The sequence below is a fragment of the Pedobacter paludisoli genome (assembly GCF_052344095.1).
Taxonomy (GTDB): domain Bacteria; phylum Bacteroidota; class Bacteroidia; order Sphingobacteriales; family Sphingobacteriaceae; genus Pedobacter.
Genome location: NZ_CP179926.1, coordinates 4,451,140 through 4,468,829, shown reverse-complemented (window position 1 = coordinate 4,468,829; position 17,690 = coordinate 4,451,140). Strand labels below are relative to the sequence as shown.

The 17,690-nt window shown below is 33.7% G+C and carries 20 protein-coding genes; all 20 read left to right on the top strand.

Features of this window, described 5'->3' with window-relative positions; genetic code table 11:
- Nucleotides 1-25: 25 nt before the first annotated feature.
- The 20 genes from ACJVDK_RS18420 (at nt 26) to ACJVDK_RS18325 (ending at nt 17,653) form a co-directional block, all read left to right on the top strand.
- Nucleotides 26-1,303, top strand: coding sequence for an ABC transporter ATP-binding protein (locus tag ACJVDK_RS18420; protein WP_443938131.1), 1,278 nt, complete (start codon nt 26-28; stop codon nt 1,301-1,303).
- Complete coding sequence (locus ACJVDK_RS18415) at nt 1,293-2,018, top strand: DUF268 domain-containing protein (protein ID WP_443940069.1); 726 nt, start codon at nt 1,293-1,295, stop codon at nt 2,016-2,018. Before ACJVDK_RS18420 ends, ACJVDK_RS18415 begins: the two co-directional genes overlap by 11 nt.
- A gap of 275 nt (nt 2,019-2,293) precedes the next feature.
- Nucleotides 2,294-3,139, top strand: a complete 846-nt coding sequence (locus tag ACJVDK_RS18410) for a DUF5672 family protein (protein ID WP_443938130.1) — start codon at nt 2,294-2,296, stop codon at nt 3,137-3,139.
- Nucleotides 3,136-3,993: an alpha-1,2-fucosyltransferase gene (locus ACJVDK_RS18405; RefSeq protein WP_443938129.1), complete on the top strand. Its 858-nt coding sequence runs from the start codon at nt 3,136-3,138 to the stop codon at nt 3,991-3,993. The genes ACJVDK_RS18410 and ACJVDK_RS18405 overlap by 4 nt, the downstream gene beginning before the upstream one ends.
- Nucleotides 3,978-5,030, top strand: coding sequence for a glycosyltransferase family 2 protein (locus ACJVDK_RS18400; protein ID WP_443938128.1), 1,053 nt, complete (start codon nt 3,978-3,980; stop codon nt 5,028-5,030). The genes ACJVDK_RS18405 and ACJVDK_RS18400 overlap by 16 nt, the downstream gene beginning before the upstream one ends.
- A 33-nt stretch (nt 5,031-5,063) precedes the next feature.
- Entirely contained in the window at nt 5,064-5,903 is an 840-nt protein-coding gene (locus ACJVDK_RS18395; protein ID WP_443940068.1) for a glycosyltransferase family 2 protein, read from the top strand.
- Nucleotides 5,904-5,912: 9 nt separating this feature from the next.
- Nucleotides 5,913-7,046 (top strand): glycosyltransferase WbsX family protein, encoded by a 1,134-nt coding sequence (locus ACJVDK_RS18390; RefSeq protein ID WP_443938127.1) that lies wholly within the window; start codon nt 5,913-5,915, stop codon nt 7,044-7,046.
- 89 nt (nt 7,047-7,135) lie between these two features.
- The gene (locus ACJVDK_RS18385; RefSeq protein WP_443938126.1) at nt 7,136-7,855 is read left to right on the top strand and encodes a class I SAM-dependent methyltransferase; all 720 of its coding nucleotides are present in this window, start codon (nt 7,136-7,138) and stop codon (nt 7,853-7,855) included.
- Nucleotide 7,856: 1 nt separating this feature from the next.
- Nucleotides 7,857-8,660 (top strand): glycosyltransferase family 2 protein, encoded by an 804-nt coding sequence (locus tag ACJVDK_RS18380; protein WP_443938125.1) that lies wholly within the window; start codon nt 7,857-7,859, stop codon nt 8,658-8,660.
- Nucleotides 8,661-8,853: 193 nt separating this feature from the next.
- Nucleotides 8,854-9,780, top strand: coding sequence for a nucleotide-diphospho-sugar transferase (locus ACJVDK_RS18375; protein WP_443938124.1), 927 nt, complete (start codon nt 8,854-8,856; stop codon nt 9,778-9,780).
- A gap of 86 nt (nt 9,781-9,866) precedes the next feature.
- The gene (locus tag ACJVDK_RS18370) at nt 9,867-10,547 is read left to right on the top strand and encodes a DUF5672 family protein (RefSeq protein ID WP_443938123.1); all 681 of its coding nucleotides are present in this window, start codon (nt 9,867-9,869) and stop codon (nt 10,545-10,547) included.
- Between the two features lie 78 nt (nt 10,548-10,625).
- The gene (locus ACJVDK_RS18365) at nt 10,626-11,507 is read left to right on the top strand and encodes a glycosyltransferase family 2 protein (protein WP_443938122.1); all 882 of its coding nucleotides are present in this window, start codon (nt 10,626-10,628) and stop codon (nt 11,505-11,507) included.
- Nucleotides 11,476-12,417 (top strand): class I SAM-dependent methyltransferase, encoded by a 942-nt coding sequence (locus ACJVDK_RS18360; protein WP_443938121.1) that lies wholly within the window; start codon nt 11,476-11,478, stop codon nt 12,415-12,417. Before ACJVDK_RS18365 ends, ACJVDK_RS18360 begins: the two co-directional genes overlap by 32 nt.
- Nucleotides 12,418-12,465: 48 nt before the next feature.
- The gene (locus ACJVDK_RS18355; protein ID WP_443938120.1) at nt 12,466-13,293 is read left to right on the top strand and encodes an alpha-1,2-fucosyltransferase; all 828 of its coding nucleotides are present in this window, start codon (nt 12,466-12,468) and stop codon (nt 13,291-13,293) included.
- The gene (locus ACJVDK_RS18350; RefSeq protein ID WP_443938119.1) at nt 13,287-14,213 is read left to right on the top strand and encodes a glycosyltransferase family 2 protein; all 927 of its coding nucleotides are present in this window, start codon (nt 13,287-13,289) and stop codon (nt 14,211-14,213) included. The genes ACJVDK_RS18355 and ACJVDK_RS18350 overlap by 7 nt, the downstream gene beginning before the upstream one ends.
- A complete protein-coding gene (locus ACJVDK_RS18345; RefSeq protein ID WP_443938118.1) occupies nt 14,210-15,364 on the top strand; it encodes a glycosyltransferase family 61 protein in 1,155 nt (384 codons plus the stop codon). Before ACJVDK_RS18350 ends, ACJVDK_RS18345 begins: the two co-directional genes overlap by 4 nt.
- Entirely contained in the window at nt 15,358-15,891 is a 534-nt protein-coding gene (locus ACJVDK_RS18340) for an acyltransferase (RefSeq protein WP_443938117.1), read from the top strand. Before ACJVDK_RS18345 ends, ACJVDK_RS18340 begins: the two co-directional genes overlap by 7 nt.
- The gene (locus ACJVDK_RS18335; RefSeq protein WP_443938116.1) at nt 15,884-16,780 is read left to right on the top strand and encodes a glycosyltransferase; all 897 of its coding nucleotides are present in this window, start codon (nt 15,884-15,886) and stop codon (nt 16,778-16,780) included. Before ACJVDK_RS18340 ends, ACJVDK_RS18335 begins: the two co-directional genes overlap by 8 nt.
- Nucleotides 16,777-17,397, top strand: coding sequence for a hypothetical protein (locus tag ACJVDK_RS18330; RefSeq protein ID WP_443938115.1), 621 nt, complete (start codon nt 16,777-16,779; stop codon nt 17,395-17,397). The genes ACJVDK_RS18335 and ACJVDK_RS18330 overlap by 4 nt, the downstream gene beginning before the upstream one ends.
- Nucleotide 17,398: 1 nt before the next feature.
- Nucleotides 17,399-17,653 carry a hypothetical protein gene (locus tag ACJVDK_RS18325; protein ID WP_443938114.1) on the top strand — a complete coding sequence of 85 codons (255 nt, stop codon included), beginning with the start codon at nt 17,399-17,401 and terminating at the stop codon, nt 17,651-17,653.
- The last annotated feature ends 37 nt before the right edge of the window (nt 17,654-17,690 follow it).

Below are 17,690 nucleotides of genomic sequence, written 5' to 3'. Positions count from 1 at the left end.
ATTTACTATTTATCCAAAATTTTACGTGTCGAACATAGCAATTAAAGTAGAGAACTTAAGTAAAGCCTATCAATTAGGTCAGATAGGAACTGGAACAATTAGTCATGATTTAGAGCGTTGGTTTGCACGCGTTCGGGGAAAAGAAGACCCATTTCTAAAAATTGGGGAAGTAAATGACCGGTCTACCAAAGGAACTAGCGATGTAGTTTGGAGTTTAAAAGACATTAATTTCGAAATTCAACAAGGCGAAGCAGTCGGTATTATAGGCAAAAACGGTGCTGGAAAAAGTACTTTACTTAAAATATTAAGCAAAATTACAGCCCCTACTACTGGAAAAATATCAGGTAATGGGCGAATTGCATCCTTATTAGAGGTTGGTACAGGTTTTCATCCTGAATTAAGCGGGAGAGAAAACATCTTTTTAAATGGTGCCATTTTAGGCATGCGGAAAAAGGAAATTCAGCGTAAATTAGAAGAAATAATTGACTTTGCTGGTGTTGAACGCTATATAGACACCCCTGTTAAACGGTATTCATCTGGTATGTACGTTCGTTTAGCCTTTGCTGTTGCCGCGCATTTAGAATCTGAAATTTTGATAGTCGATGAAGTTTTAGCTGTGGGCGATGCTGAATTTCAAAAGAAATGCTTGGGTAAAATGAAGGATGTGAGCACAGGTGAAGGCAGGACTGTACTTTTTGTTAGCCATAATATGGAAGCAATAAAAAAATTATGCACAAATGCACTTTTATTATCGAATGGACAGTTGGTTTATAATGGAGGAGTAAATTCTACAATCGATCAATATCTTTCACTAAATACTAAAGCTGCCAGAATTACATTTCCCTCAACTAAGCAAATTATTGCCAATGTGCTTAAAGTTGAACTTAGAAATATTGACAACGAACCCAAAGCTGAAATTAGTATCGGTAAACCGTGGAAAGTATATGTAGAGTTCGAAGTAAATCAAGCTATTAATGATTTTGTTTGTGGATTAGGTATAACAAACTTGCTGGGTGTACCACTCAAAACTACCTGGCATCAACCTATAAATGTGCAACCTGGCATTTACTGTGCAGAATTTATAGAAGATTATACAGATTTTGCATTGGGGATCTATAACATTACAATTGGTCTTTCTCAAAACAACAAGAGCTTACTATATCTTGAAGAAACCATTCAATTTGAAATTGTTCATTCTCCAGATGAAATGAACAAACAATTGATAAAATTAGAAAGCCATACAGGAGCTATAATTAATCAGATGAAGTCAAAAATATCAAAACTTGAAAAAAATGCTAGGTAATTTTTTTAGAAAAAAAACAAAAGTTACGTCATTGGCAGAAAAGAAATTCTATAGTGATCTTCAAGAATTTATACAACTAGATTCATCAAGATTCAAAATTGATGAAAATGACTTATTTCCATGTCTAAATGATAACACTGAAAAAACTAATTTTGACGCTCATTATATTTATCACCCAGCTTGGGCAGCAAGAATTGTTAAGGAAATTAGTCCTATAAAACATATTGATATTTCTTCTACACTTTATTTTAGCACAATATTATCAGCATTTATTCCGGTAGATTTCTACGATTTTAGACCTGCTGAACTAAAATTATCAAATTTAATTTCGCAAAAAGGTGATTTATTAAAGTTTGCATTCGAAACAAACTCAATTCCATCTTTATCTTGTATGCATACAATAGAACATATTGGCCTAGGCCGCTATGGAGATCCATTAGACCCTGATGGTGATTTAAAGGCAATAAGAGAATTAAAACGGGTGTGTGCTATTGGTGGAAGTCTTTTAATTGTTGTTCCAGTAGGCTCACAAAGAATAGCATTCAATGCCCATCGAATTTATGACCCAACTATTTTTCTAACATATATGACTGGTTTTAAATTACAAGAATTTTCATTAATAACTGATTCAGAAGAGTTAATTAAAAATGCCTCGTTAGAAGAAGGTGCTCAACAAAACTATGGTTGTGGCTGCTTTTGGTTTATAAAGGAATAAAGTGATTATCGCTAAGTTATCAACTGGTTAGCACATTTAAAAAGTCATATTGTATTAAAATAATCAGGCTTATGAAGACACTTTAACAGGCGTGTTTACAACCAAAACAAATTGATTTATAAAACCTACTTAATACCTCCTATTACCCTAATCAATAAAAATCGTCAAACGCAGAAAGAAAATGAGGTTTCGAAATTCTTTTTCTTATAAACTCTGTAACTTGATGATACGACCGCTCAATTATTTAAAAACAATAATTAGCCCATACTAGTAAATTGAAGCCACCTGTAAAATTTAACGATAATCCGACCGCTATTATAACTATACCAATATATCGTGCGGAACCGACAGAGGCAGAAAAAGCTTCATTATTACAGCTATTCAAAACCCTTGGCAAACATGACATTTGTTTATTTACTCATAAAGAATTAGATATTTACGCCTATGAAAACATATTAGTCGAGTATAAATTTTCGATCAAGTACTTTAAGAAAAATTACTTTACTAACATCCAGGGCTATAATTCCTTACTCTTAAATAAATATTTCTATAAACAGTTTAAGCAATACGATTACCTATTAATTTATCAACTTGATGCCTGGGTATTTAGCGATGAACTACTATTTTGGTGTTCACAGGACTTCGATTATATAGGAGCTCCATGGTTTTCGTCTGATAACCCAAAAAATTCGCTTCCACATTTCATGGGCATTGGGAACGGGGGCTTTTCGCTTCGAAAAGTAAAGAGTCATATAAAAGTGCTAAGCAAATTTTCTTATTTAATTTCTCCAGTCTATTTATTGAGTCAATTTTTCAAAAAGCCTAGCATGACTTCGATTATTGAAATATTAAGAAAATTAACGATCACAAACAATACACATTCTTTCTTTGGGAAAAATAATTGGCACGAGGATGTATTTTGGGGCAAAATAATTCAGAAAAAGTATTTATGGTTTAAGGCTCCCGATATGTTTACCGCAGCAAAATTTGCTACTGAAACAAACTCGGAAAAGCTTTACCAAATCTCCTCAAAACTTCCCTTTGGCTGTCACGCTTGGGAAAAATACGATGTATTGTTTTGGAGAAACCATATCGATTTCAACACAAATAAAGATTTATGATTATTTGTAAATTAATGGGTGGCTTAGGTAATCAGATGTTTCAATATGCTACAGCCCGCTACCTTGCCTTTCCCCAAAAAGTACATCTAGATCTTTCTTTTTTAGAAAAAAATACTGAATCAACCGATGTTTTTACTGCAAGAGCACATGAATTAAAAATTTTCGAAAATTTATATAGTTCTTTTGTTAATCCGTATTACAAAAAATTTATCTTTTCGGAAAGCCCCCTTCTATGTGTAATTAAGCCAAAGTATCAAGAAATTAACGATAATAATATTTCAAAGTTTATTCACCAGGGCTTAAAAAATATTTATCTGGATGGATATTTTCAAAATCCATCTTATTTTGAAGAAATAAAACAAGAATTGATACAGGATTTTAAATTTCCCCAATTACACGAAGCCCAAGAAAACCTTGCAAATTTAATAAAAACAGCTAGTAACTCTGTAAGTCTGCACATTCGACGTGGTGATTATTTAAAACCAAACTTGACTGATATTCACGGCGTTTTAAATATAACTTACTATAAAAACGCTATAAACTATATCAACCAAAAAATAGAGAACCCTATTTTTTATATCTTTTCGGATGATATTGAATGGTGTAAACAAAATTTCAATTTCCTTCAATTTGAACAACATTTTATTTCGCACACATGCGCAGCATGGTTAGATATGTATTTAATGTCTATTTGTAAACATAACATTATTGCTAACAGCAGTTTCAGCTGGTGGGGTGCCTTGCTTAATACTTATCCAGATAAAATAGTCATCGCTCCTAAAAATTGGTTCGAGGATAAAGCCTTAAATGAGAAAGCCGTTCATATTAGTCCTAAAAATTGGATAAGATTATAACGACTGATTTAATTACAGTTATCATGCCGGTTTACAATTGCCAAATGTATATTAAAGATGCAATTGATAGCATCTTAAGGCAAACTCATGCAAATTTTGAATTGCTCATAATTGACGACTGCTCAACAGATAATACTTTAAAAAGCATCAAAACTTATACTGATAGACGCATTACTTTAATTGAAAAAAAACAAAAAAAAGGTTTAGTCGATAGTTTAAACATAGGAATTCTAACTGCCAAAGGCGAATTTATCGCTCGAATGGACGGCGACGATATAAGTCTGCCCAATCGATTCGAAAGGCAAATTTCTTTTTTAAAATCAAATCCAGAAGTTTCAATTTGCGGTTCTTCATATCAAATTATCGGAAGTAATAAAATAATCCCATTACCTCTAAACCCCGAAGAAATTAAAATTGCCTTATTAGAATACTGCCCAATGGCGCATCCTACCGTGATGATTAAAGCTAAATTTCTTTGGCAATATAATTTGATTTATGATTCCGACTTTGAGACTGCAGAAGATTACGAGTTATGGACACGCTGTGCATGGTTAGGAAGAATGGCTAATTTACCAGAACCCTTGCTATTATATCGCTTACACAATGCTCAATATTCCGAAACAAAAAAAGCAAAACAGCAAACAAAATCAGAGAGCATACGAGCTAATGTCCTAAAAAAACTTTGGGAAGAAGCTTCGATACAAAATCATTATGTGCAAGAACTACTTTTTCTAAAAGGAAACATTTCTGATTTTCAACAACTAAATAACTACATCAAATGGGTAGAACACCTATTAAAGCTTAACCAAATTAAAAACATTTTCGAACCCGAGATATTTGAAAATTTTGCCTTAAATAAAAACAAAATTATCATCCGTACTTTTTTTCTTACTAAAATAAAATATACTCCTAAAAACCTTTACAAGGTTATTAAGCGTTATCCTCTTTATAAAAACTATTTTAGTATTTCAGAACAAGCGAAATTTGTGATTAAATGTTTTATTAAACCCATCTCTACTGCCCATTATCGTGATTAATAGACTAAATCATTCTTACGTTATTTGAATCAGGTGGAATTAATATCAATACTAGTCCCTTGTTTTAATCAAGGCTCCTATTTAAAGGATTGTCTAAATAGTATATTATTTCAATCACATACTAATTGGGAGTGTATTATTATAAACGATGGTTCTACCGATGATACCGAATCAATTGCTAAAGAATATCTTTCAAAAGATGAACGTTTTTCCTATCTTTTTCAAGAAAACAAAGGGCTTTCTTCAGCAAGAAATGCAGGCATAAGAAATGCAAAGGGGAGCTATATTCAGCTTTTGGATGCTGACGATTTATTAGAGAGAAAAGCCCTCGAAACAAAACTTTCGATTCACTTTAATCGATCGATTGTTTACTCAAGTATGCGTTATTTTGAGCATAATGATCCTTCTAATTATAAAATAATGGGAAGAAACAATTTTATTGCCCACACAGAATTAAAAATTACCGACACTATCCAAAGCCAGAAAGAAGTATTATTTTCAAGAAACCCATTTGTTATTTCAGCCCCTCTTTACCCTTCTCAAGTTTTTAAAGAAGTTGGTTTTTTTGATGAGCAATTAACTGCATTAGAAGATTGGGACTTTCATATTCGCTGTATTAACAACAATTACACATTTCATCATCATTTTGAAGAACATACTTACACATTAATTCGTTTGCATGATGACAGTATGATGAGGAATCAAAAATTATTAGATACTAACTTTTTCTCATTATTACTAAAGCATAATTTATCTACCTCAAATTCTGAAAGTAGCCAAAAATCCAATACTACAAATGAACATATAAAAGACTTTATCCCCCCCATAGTTTTAAAAATAATACGTTTTTTTTCGGATAAATTTTTAAAATAATACGTTAAAATGGAGAACCAAAACAAAATTAGAGCCATTGCTTTTTATCTACCTCAGTTTCACCCAATACCTGAAAACGATGAGTGGTGGGGAAAAGGATTTACCGAATGGACAAACGTAACCAAAGCGAGGCCTTTATTTAAAGGACACCAACAGCCTAACCTACCTGCTGATTTAGGTTTTTACGATTTGCGTGTACCCGAAACGAGAGCTCAACAAGCCGCTCTCGCTAAAGAACACGGAATTGAAGGTTTCTGCTATTGGCATTATTGGTTTGGAAATGGGAAAAAAATTATAGAACGTCCTTTTAACGAGGTGTTAGAAAGTGGTAATCCGGATTTTCCTTTTTGCCTGGGTTGGGCAAATGAAACTTGGACCGGAATTTGGCATGGTAATCCTAAGAAAATTTTAATTGAACAAACTTACCTAGGTGCTGAAGACTATACCAACCACTTTAATTATTTATTAAAAGCCTTTACAGATCCAAGATACATTTGCGTGGATGGTAAACCTTTGTTTGTTATTAATGCCCCTGAGAACATTCCCAACATTTTGCAGTTTACTGATCTGTTTAGAAATTTGGCGATTAAAAATGGATTAAAGGGCTTGTACATTGTGGCAAATTCGGGTTATGAAAATTGGAATCCAATAGAAAATGGCTGTGATGCTGCAAATTTAGTTTTACATGGAAATCTATACAGAGGTATCCCAAATCAACAAAAAACTTTATATGGCACCTATAAAAACCAATTAATTAAATATAAAACCTTAACAAGATTATATAGGTTTTTAAAAAAGCGTCCAGTTCAAATTTACGATTACAAAAAAGTATTTGATTTTTTTATTACAAAAAAGAAGCTTAATTACCCTAACTACCCATGTGTAATTCCCAATTGGGATAACTCCCCACGATCAGGAATAAATTCGATGATTTTTAAAAATTCTACACCTGAATATTTCGAAGAACATTTAAAACAAGCCATCCTATTAGTAAAGGATAATGAAGTTGGGAAGAAGATTGTTTTTATAAAATCGTGGAATGAATGGGCCGAAGGAAACTATTTGGAACCCGATAGAAAATTTGGAATGAAATATCTTGAAGTATTAAAGAAACACCTAATCTCTAACAAGTTACACCTCTAGCCAAAGTTATCTATAATTGAAAACAAAAAAATTCAATTATTTTTTAAATAAAATACTATCAATATTACCTAACCAAAATAAAAAATAACTTGGGATCAAGAGAAACACATTTGGAACGTCTTATTATACCTGAAGCAAAACTAGACCATCTTTGGTATTTACATTACAAACCCTACCATGAAGACTTATTTAATGCTTTTAAGTTATATGCCAGCGGTAACTTACTCGATATTGGTTGTGGAAACAAACCCTATCAAGAAGTTCTAAATTCATATGTTAGTCATTATTTAGGCTGCGACATTATTCAATCGAGTCAGGAAGTAGTTGATATACTATGTTACGCCAATCAAATTCCACTTAACGACTGTTCATTCGATACGGTTATATCAACACAAACAATTGAACATGTAGAAGATCATCAAGGCTTAGTAAATGAGGCCTATAGACTTTTACGTTCAGAAGGTTTTTTTATTCTTAGCGGTCCAATGTATTGGCCTTTGCATGAAGAACCATACGATTTTTTTAGGTTTACAAAACATGGCTTCACCTTTATTTTAGAAAAAGCAGGTTTCGAAGTTGTTAAAATTTATTCCAATGGAGGCAAATGGTCAGTTGCTGGTCAAGCATTTTTGCATGCATTGTATCCACAAATAAATAGTATTAAAGGATTCAAAGGTAAAAGTATCCGCTTTATTTTTAAAGTAATAGGAGGAATAAAATCCGTAAATCGTTTATTTCAATACTTAGACAATATTTATCGAGACGATTCAAACACAATGAATTACGTTTTTGTAGCCAAAAAAAAGTAATATGAAAATTTCGATTATTATACCTTGTTTTAATGATGGTCAATATCTAAAAGAGGCAATTGATAGTGTTTTAGAATGCAAAATTGAGGATAAAGAAATTATTATTATCAATGATGGATCTACAGATTTAGTTACCCTCGAGGTACTGCAAGATGTATCAAAACTAAAAGGAGTAAAACTTATAACTCAAAAAAATATGGGTTTAGCTTTTAGCCGAAATAAAGCAATAAAAGAGGCTCATGGAAAGTACATTTTTCCCTTGGATGCGGATAATAAAACAACTGTTGCTTATGTTACAAAAGCAATCGACTTGCTAGAAAAAACAAAGGTTGATATTGTATATGCTAAACCATATTTCTTCGGGGATGATATCCCTGAAAGGAAATTTCAAACCAAAAAATTTGATGCTACAGAACTTTTATGTGGCAACTACATAGATGCATGTGCCATATTTAGAAAATCGGTATGGGAAGCTATTGGAGGCTATGATGAAAATATGCCTTTTCCAGGTAATGAAGACTGGGCTTTTTGGATAAGCTGTTCTTTTAAAGGATTTAAATTTAAATTTATTGAAGAAGAACTTTTTGGTTACCGTATTAAACAAAACTCTATGATATCTGAAATTTGTGTTAAAAAGGCCAAAATTAATCATGAGTACATTATGTTAAAACATCGAGTCGAAATATTAGATCTTCTTCTAAAACTAAATGTCTATAAAAAATTTCATGAACGAGATCAAAAAAACTACCTAAGAACCTCTTTAAAGTACTTTCTTAAGGTATTCAGGATATTTCATTCTAAATGATCTCTGTAATTCTACTCAGTTATATTTAATAACCGAAATGGTGGTAGCACTTTTAGGCAGAGAAAAAATAGTACGAATAGGCATAGGGGTAATTTCTGGTGTCAGATAAAATGCTTGAAATTAAATATCTTGAAGTACAAAAAAACACCTTAAACCCTAAATCTATTCTCAATTTATTTTAACGGCAATTAATTTGTATACATTCCCCATCCTCTTGCTCATTTTCAATCGTCCTGAAGAAACTAATCGAGTGTTTCTTGAAATAAGGAAACAAAAACCGAAACAATTTTTTATTGCTGCTGACGGTCCACGGCTCAACAATGAAAAAGATATTCTTCTTTGCGCTGAGGCACGTAAAATTACCTCATTAATTGATTGGGATTGTGAGGTGAAGTTACTTTTTAGGGATGAAAACTTAGGATGCGGTTTAGGTCCTGCTAGTAGTATTTCGTGGTTTTTTAATCATGTTGAGGCTGGAGTAATTTTAGAAGACGATTGCATTCCAAACGAAAGTTTTTTTGACTACTGCGAAAATCTGTTGTATAAATACGATACCGCAGAAAACATTATGATGATCTGTGGAACCAGTTATCAAACTAAACCATTAGATGAACACAGCTATTACTTTTCAAAATATCCACATGTTTGGGGATGGGCTACTTGGAAAAGAGCATGGGATAAATATACATATGCATTAGCTTCAGAGACAGCCCAAACGCGACAATCCGTAATTAAAAACACCTTCAAAAACCAACGAGAGCGCAATTTATGGAAATATAACCTCGGTTTAATTGTTAGCGGACTAGATGCTTGGGATTATCAATGGATGTATTGGATATGGAAAAATAATGGGTTATGCATTACTCCTTGGAACAATCTTATTTCAAATATTGGTTTTGGACCAAATGCGACACACACTTTTGATGAAAGCTCGAATCAATCAAAAATGGTTCAACATCTCTTAACAGATATTATTCATCCAAAAGAAATTAAATTACATAAGCAAGCCGATAAAACAGAACGATTTTCGATCTTAATTCCTTCCTTTACAAAATATTATCAAAGTAGACTAAAAGCTGCACTAAATAAATTAAAAAAAATTCTGTTCGATACCAAATGAGGGCCACTGTTGCTATAGTTATTCCGATTTACAAGGCTACTTTAACCGATTTGGAGTACCTTTCACTAAGACAATGTTTAAAGATATTGGCAAATTATCCAATTATTTTTGTTACACCCAAAAGTCTTGATACAGATATATATGAAAACGAATGCAAAGAAAAAGTAGATTTTCGGCTTATAAGATTTAACGATACCTACTTTAAAAACATTGCAGGCTACAATTCCTTGATGTTATCTCCGATGTTCTATAAGCATTTTCTCTGCTACAAATACATTTTGGTTTATCAGCTAGATGCGTTTGTTTTTAAAGATGAACTGCTGTATTGGTGTTCTAAAAATTACGATTTTATTGGTGCTCCTCATGAAATTCACAGTAATTCTTTTGGCGAAATTCATTTTCTAAAGGGGTACTCTAGGTTACTAATTACTATAAATAAACTACTTAGAACTAAATTTAAACTAAGAAATGTGGGTAATGGTGGTTTTTCCTTAAGAAAAACAAAATCGTGTTATTATTTAACCAAACTACTACAACGAAAAATAAAATCTTGGGGAATGAACAATGAGGATGGCTTCTTTAAGTATTGGGGGAATCTTTTGCATCCTTTTTTTAAACTTCCCTCTGATGAGCTTGCATTACAATTCTCAATAGAAACAAATCCGGCGGAAGCATTAAAAGAACTCAGGGGAAAACTACCCTTTGGTTGCCATGCTTTCGAAAAATACGATCCTCAAACTTGGGCAACTTACATTAAAATAAAATAGATTTTGACTTCGATAATAAATCTCCCTAACTTAAATCAATATAGATCAACCTTTATAACAAAGGGAATTAAACTCCCTTTGCCTACAGTACCTATTGAGCGAGAAGGCCTTCTTGCAAAACTTCCGAAAACGCAAAATAAAAAAGGATGGATCTGGGATGAAGAAGTAAATCCGAAAAATTACAGTTCAAGTGTAAACTGGCCAAAGCTTACTATTGTTACGCCCTCCTACAATCAAGTAGCCTTTTTGGAGCAAACGATTCGATCGGTTCTTTTGCAAAACTATCCAAACCTTGAATACATTATCATAGACGGAGGCAGTACAGATGGTTCAATCGAAATCATCAAAAAATATACTCCATGGATAAGTTATTGGCAATCAGCAAAAGATAACGGCCAAGGACAGGCAATAAATCAAGGCTTTAGTTTAGCTTCTGGTGATTACCATGCTTGGATTAATAGCGATGATTACTATGAAAAAGATGCATTCCATCTTGCTATTTCAACCTTTTTAAAAAGCAAAGCTGATTTTATATACGGCTATAGCCAAAACTACCATGTACAGAGCGGAAAGACGGAATTAATAAAAGTTCAACCACTGCATGATTACTTTTTACGCATTCCTACTTTACAGCAACCCGCTTGTTTTTGGAAAGCTAACATTCATCAACCTATTTGGGAAAAGCTACAATGTTCACTCGATTATGAGCTTTGGTTACGAATGGTAAAAGGGAAAAGAAAAAAACTAATTAAAAAAATTTTAGCCACGGCCAATGTACACGAAGAGGCTAAAACGCATAACCCTCAAATGGGTATTTCTTGGAAACGAGATCATGAGTTAATCTGTCATACAGATGCTCATGGCCCTGCCTACAATTGGAACCGTCTTATATTGTTAAACAAAATATACCTTAAATTAAACAAATTTCTTGAAAGCATTTTTAAAAAAAATCCTGTTTAAAATTCAAATAACAGCATTTAAAAAAATAATTAATAGTAAAAATGCTTGGTTAATTTTTGATCGTTCAGGATTACCTGGGTTTGGCATCAACCTATCACGCACGTACTTTCCAATCTACTATGATAAAAAGGAAAACAGAAATTCGTTTTCTGAAGAGCTGATAAAACAGTTTACAGACTGTATCGAAAAACAGAAAACAGAAGCTCTTGAGCACCTCATTGTAACCGAAATACCTCAACTTTTACAGCTCTCAAAAGAAGAGAAAATAGTCAAATTACCTTATTTAGATAACTACTTTTTTGGCATCCACGATGCAGCAGCGTTAAGTGCTTTAATGCAACACTTTAAACCTAAAAAACTGATTGAAATTGGTTCAGGCATCTCAACCAGGTACATGAATTTTTTTAAAGATAAATACGCTTTAGAAACAAAAATTACCTGTATTGATCCTTCACCAAGAGTTGAAATCGATGCCGTTTGTCAACAATTAATTAATCTTCCACTAGAACTTGCCCTCGAACAGAATTTTTTTCAACTTGAATCGGGAGATTTTCTATTTATGGACGGTTCACATTATGTTTTTCAAGGGAATGATACGCTTTCATTTTTCTTTAAATTACTGCCATCCTTACCCTCAGGTGTAATTATACATATTCATGATGTTTATTTACCTTATGATTACGCAATGAATGTGTCCTCGCAATTATGGACTGAACAGTACCTTCTTGCTGCCATAATGATGAACGGGTTCAATGAGTATGAAGTACTTTATGCTGCTTATTATGAATCAATTCACAATCCTAAAATCAAACAGGTTTTAGAAAAAACAGATGAAGCTTTGCGCAATCAAAACTTCGAAAAAAGGAAATCGCATACAGAAGGTTACAGTTTTTGGATGCGAAAAAAATAGTATTACTATCTAATTCATTAAAACCTCACAATTACTTAAAAGCATAAAATGATTGGAGTTACCATTCAATGTAGATTAGGCAATCAATTATTTCAATATGCCTTCGTCCGTGCCTTATCAAAAAAATTAGACACTCCTTTCTTCGTTAACGAGAAGCAAGAGAAGTTCCTTTTAACAAACTATTTTACACTTAAAGGATACCATCCCTCGCTTAATTCGATTAAACGAATAGTGTTAAAGATTCAGAAAAAATCACTTTTTAGCCCCCTTCAAAACAAAGAATATACTTCTGACAGCTTACGAAAAAATGAAATATATGAGGGTTTCTTCCAATCTGAGCACTATTTCACTGAAATAAAAAACGACATTCATTCGTACATTCAAATTAAGAAAACACACCAGCAAGCATTTAACAAGCGATATGGCGATTACTTTGCGAAGCATAAAATCATTGCCATTCACATCAGAAGAAGTGATTATCTAAATTTAGGATATTGGTGGTATGAAAATTTGGGTAGTACAGACTTGTCGCTTCCCACAACCTATTATCGCAACTGTCTTAATCAGATTGATCAGCTTTCTACGTATAAAATTCTTTTTATCAGCGACGATATTGAGTTTACCAGAAATGAGTTTTCGGATGTTCAGAATGCCGAGTTTGTCCATAATGATATGATTATCGACTTTCAAATCATGATGAATGCTTCAATCTGCATTGTTTCAAATAGTTCCTTCGCTTGGTGGGCAGCCTACTTAAATCCAAACAAAAACAAGGAAATTTACTGCCCGGAATTCTGGTTGGGTTTTAAAATAAAGAAAGAATATCCTGAAAATATTATTCCAGCAAGCTGGATAAAAGTTTCAACTGAATGCTAAACCACTGCTATTCCTTACTAGTACCCTGCTACAATGCCGAAGCATACCTAGATGCTTTTATTGAAAACATCGAAGCGCTGGAAAAACCTTTTGACGAAGTTATTTTTTACGATGATGCTAGTAGCGACAACACCTATGAACAACTCAAGTCAAAAGGATATCAAGTAATTAAAGGCTTGGAAAATAAAGGGCCTGCTTATGCCCGCAACCAGCTGATAAGAATAGCCCAAGGCGATTTCATTCATTTTCATGATATTGACGACGGTCTACACGCATCATACTTAGTTGAAACGGCAACGGTACTTGAAAATAACCAACAGTTGGATGTAGTTTTATGCAATGTGAAATGGTATGATGCGGCAACGAAAAAGCCGGTATTAAGTTGGGAATACAGCCAACAGGAAATCAATAAAATCCCCTTAGTTTATACCATTTCACACCCCATTGGGGGGATTAATGGCTTATATAAAAAGGAGGTTCTTATAGCTATCGGAGGTTTCAACGAACAATTAAGAATCTGGGAAGACGCAGATTTGCATGTTCGATTGGCACATTTTGGTGCAAAATTTCAGGTCATTGAGAAGGAACTTTCGTATGCTTACCGCTATGCTGACTCAGCAAGTTCCAATCAAAATTTAGCTTGGAAAATTCGCTTTAACTTACTTCGCCAATATGCCAATACATATTCAAACAACGAAGTTCAATTCGCCATAGGCGCAGAAGCGCAAAAAGTAGCCTCATCTTTTATTTTGATGAAGGAGTTTCAATTAGCCAAAGAGGCCTTTCAGTTAAGTGAAAACTGTAAACTTAAAGTTCCGTTCAAATCATCTCTATTTTGGAAAATATATAAATTCATTTTACCCCGCAGCTGGCGAATTAAATTCCGAATGTTTCACCTAAAAAAAGCATTTAAAAAATGAGCATTCTCCGCCTACTAAAAAAGATTACCATCTTACTTTTTACCCATAACCCATATAAAATAAGAGCCTGGGATAAGCTCCAGTTTATTACAATTGGACAGCCTGTAGAAAACCTAGAAACGCTTTCGGCCAAATTATACGAAGAATCAGGGGAGCTGAGCTATTATTCAACAACTTTTGAATCGTATGGTCAAATCTTAAACCACCGTTTTTTTAAAAATACGGTACCGCGTTTTAAAGAAAAAGGCTTATTCAAAAATCCAGACAGGAAAGTATTCTCCTTAGAGAACGGATGCATTTTAGGCCATCTTGGCTTAGTGTATTCGCCAGAAAAACGAACGTTTATTCATGAATCGGCGATAGACTGGTCGAAAAAACTACAGGATATAGCCTATACCAATGCATTTAAAATGCCTGAAATAAAAAAATTGAAAGGAATAACGCTTTCTTTTTTAAGCATAGGAGCTGATGGTGGTTTCTATCATTTTTTATTCGAATCACTAGCTAAATGGGGAATATTTAAATCAATACTTGCCAATTGCGACCACCTCCTTTTTAACGGGCCCGCTACCGATTGGAAACTAAAATGGATGCATCAAGCAGAAATAGATACAAAAAAAATAATCTGGGTGGATGCAAAAAGTCATTTTCAATGTGAACAACTCATTTTCAGCAATCGACTCATACACGATCAGCAAATCAATACCTGGTGCATTGACCGTTTAAAAGAAATGTTTGCAATCTCGATACTACCAAGACCTATCCGTCAGGAAAAAGTTATTTGGATTAGCCGAAAAAATCTTGTCAATAGAAATCTTGTTTGGGAAAACGAATTGCTCCAAAAATACCCGCAAATTGAAGTGATCGATTTAACAAGCCTTTCTGCTAGAGAAAGTATAAACATTATGCAACATGCATCGCACGTTATTGGTCCCCACGGAGCAGGGCTAAGCAACATCTATCTCTGTGAAGAAAACACCAAAATTTTAGAGCTTTTCCCGCACGACAGCTTTTTCCAACCTTGTTACGCCCGCTTAGCACAAACGTGCCGACTAAAATATTCAACATTTCAAATTGATTTTAGGCATACAGAAAATGAAACGTTTGGATTTAACAAACTTAACCAAGTACTAAAAGATTTTTTATGTTAAGAATCATTTCTAGGTGCTATATTTTTGTGTACCGTTTGTTCGAAATTAAAATTGAAACTGGCGTTAGAATCTGGCCACGAGTTTTTATATCTAAAGGATACTCTACCAAAAAAGGTTCAGTTTATATTTCAAAAAGATGTGAAATATCAAATGGATGCATTTTAAAAGCGTACGGCGGCGCCATTCATATAGATGAAAATACTTTTCTGGGTGAATATGTAATCATGTATGGACATGGAGGAATTGAAATAGGTAAAAACACGCTCATTGCCATGCATACCTGCATTGTAAGTTCCAATCATACCATTCCATCCAAAGTAGAAAAGATAAGAGATAAAGGCGATATTTTACTTCCAGTTAAAATTGGCAACGATGTGTGGATTGGAGCAGGCTGTAAAATTCTTGGTGGCATTACCATTGGCGATGGATGTGTAATCGGAGCGGGTAGTGTAGTGACCAAAGATATTCTGCCCTACTCTATTGCGATGGGGGTACCTGCACAAATAAAAGGAACTCGAAATGATTAAAGTAATTTCTGTTATTGTTCCAACGTTCAATCCTAATCCAGACAAGTTAAACCAAACCATTATGGGGTTAAAAAATCAAGGTCTAACGCGCGATGAGTGGGAATTAATTATTGTCGATAATTGTTCAACCAATCCTGTTAAAATCGATCTATCTTGGCATCCTAATGCTGAAATAATATCTGAGGATAAAAAAGGCTTAACCTCAGCCCGTTTAGCAGGTTTTAAACAAGCCAAAGGCGAAATTATTGTACTAGTTGACGACGACAATATTTTAGCGGAAAATTATTTGGAAGAAGTAAAACGTATTTTTAATGCTTCTATAACATTAGGGGCTATTGGCGGAAAATCGTTGCCTTTATTTGAGGCTGATCCTCCGGTTTGGTTAAAGGAATTTTACTGCAATTTAGCTTTGCGCGATTTAGGAGAAGAAATTATTGAATCTACTTGGCAAGAAAAATATCCCGAAGCTGCCCCAATTGGTGCTGGTATGGCCATCCGAAAAGAAGCGCTTCAGTCGTACCAAACTAAAAAACATACCATATCCGATAGAAAAGGGAACGGTTTAAGCTCTGGAGGCGATAACGATATCGTACTGGAAATTTTAAAATCGGGTTGGCAAGTGGCTTATTATCCTACTTTGAGCCTTCAACACATCATTCCAGTAGAACGAATGCAAAAAAAATATTTGGCAAGATTAATAAACAACACCAATCAATCTTGGATAGAACTTTTAGAAAGCCATGGAATAAATCCTTGGAAAAAAATTAAACCTTGGTCAGTACCTATGCGTAAAACAAAAGCATGGTTGACTTACAAGGCTTGGCTTACCCCCGCAAATTACATTAAGTGGAAAGGGGCATGTGGCTTATTTGAGGGATTATCAAAATGATTTTAAAACTAAAAAATAGTTTAGCATATCGACTGCCTCATTTTTACCGTGCAATTTTAAAGCAAAAACCTTTTAAAGCGCAACCTAAACAAACATTCCCTCTTTCTGTAGTAATGATGACCGGAAAACATCATTTAGATTATCTGCAGCTATCAATTATTTCCATTAGTAAAAACTGGTCAAAGGTTCCACAGCTAACGGTGATTAATGATGGGAGTTTAAAAAACGATGAAATAAAAAGAAAATTAGCGTTTTGGCAAGGTGATTTAATTGTTGAGGATTGGGATAATACGAAGCATTTTTATCAACTACAAGGCAGATTGGCACTATTACGATACGCTGAATTAAATCCATTTGGCAAGAAACTAGCTGTAATTTTACGTTTTGCAGCTAAAAACCCTATTATTTGGATTGATAGCGATATACTTTTCTTTAACGACTTTACTCCGCATATTCCACAGCCAACTACCGAATTTGCCTTGGGTGGTATGTGCGATTGGCGTGCAGCATACGACAATCGTTTACTAAAAACATTTGGAAACGATTTATACCAAAAGGAAAATTTTAATGCAGGCTTATTGTTTGCTTCGGGCGATACCATTTTACGAAGACTTTGATTTGGAAAACATCATTAACACCATTCACCCCAACTACGATTTCCTTTCAGAACAAACTATTTTTGCACATATAGCTAGCAAATCGCTTGGTGTACTATGGAAAAACAATGTAGTAGCCAATTTTGGTGGCGATAATTTAACCCTCAAACCCATGAAAATAAACGGCTTAATTGGCCGCCATTATACACAAGCGATATTCGACATCTTTTTTGGCGTGATGCCTTTTTTAACATATAAAAACTTCAGCAAACGCTAATTTTGATTCAAAAACTAATTGATTTTCTTTACCGTCT

Coding starts and splice junctions, on each gene's coding strand:
- ACJVDK_RS18335 (WP_443938116.1), top strand. CDS start 15,884: ATGATTAAAGTAATTTCTGTTATTGTTCCAACGTTCAATCCTAATCCA.
- ACJVDK_RS18350 (WP_443938119.1), top strand. CDS start 13,287: ATGCTAAACCACTGCTATTCCTTACTAGTACCCTGCTACAATGCCGAA.
- ACJVDK_RS18355 (WP_443938120.1), top strand. CDS start 12,466: ATGATTGGAGTTACCATTCAATGTAGATTAGGCAATCAATTATTTCAA.
- ACJVDK_RS18345 (WP_443938118.1), top strand. CDS start 14,210: ATGAGCATTCTCCGCCTACTAAAAAAGATTACCATCTTACTTTTTACC.
- ACJVDK_RS18340 (WP_443938117.1), top strand. CDS start 15,358: ATGTTAAGAATCATTTCTAGGTGCTATATTTTTGTGTACCGTTTGTTC.
- ACJVDK_RS18405 (WP_443938129.1), top strand. CDS start 3,136: ATGATTATTTGTAAATTAATGGGTGGCTTAGGTAATCAGATGTTTCAA.
- ACJVDK_RS18415 (WP_443940069.1), top strand. CDS start 1,293: ATGCTAGGTAATTTTTTTAGAAAAAAAACAAAAGTTACGTCATTGGCA.
- ACJVDK_RS18390 (WP_443938127.1), top strand. CDS start 5,913: ATGGAGAACCAAAACAAAATTAGAGCCATTGCTTTTTATCTACCTCAG.
- ACJVDK_RS18330 (WP_443938115.1), top strand. CDS start 16,777: ATGATTTTAAAACTAAAAAATAGTTTAGCATATCGACTGCCTCATTTT.
- ACJVDK_RS18380 (WP_443938125.1), top strand. CDS start 7,857: ATGAAAATTTCGATTATTATACCTTGTTTTAATGATGGTCAATATCTA.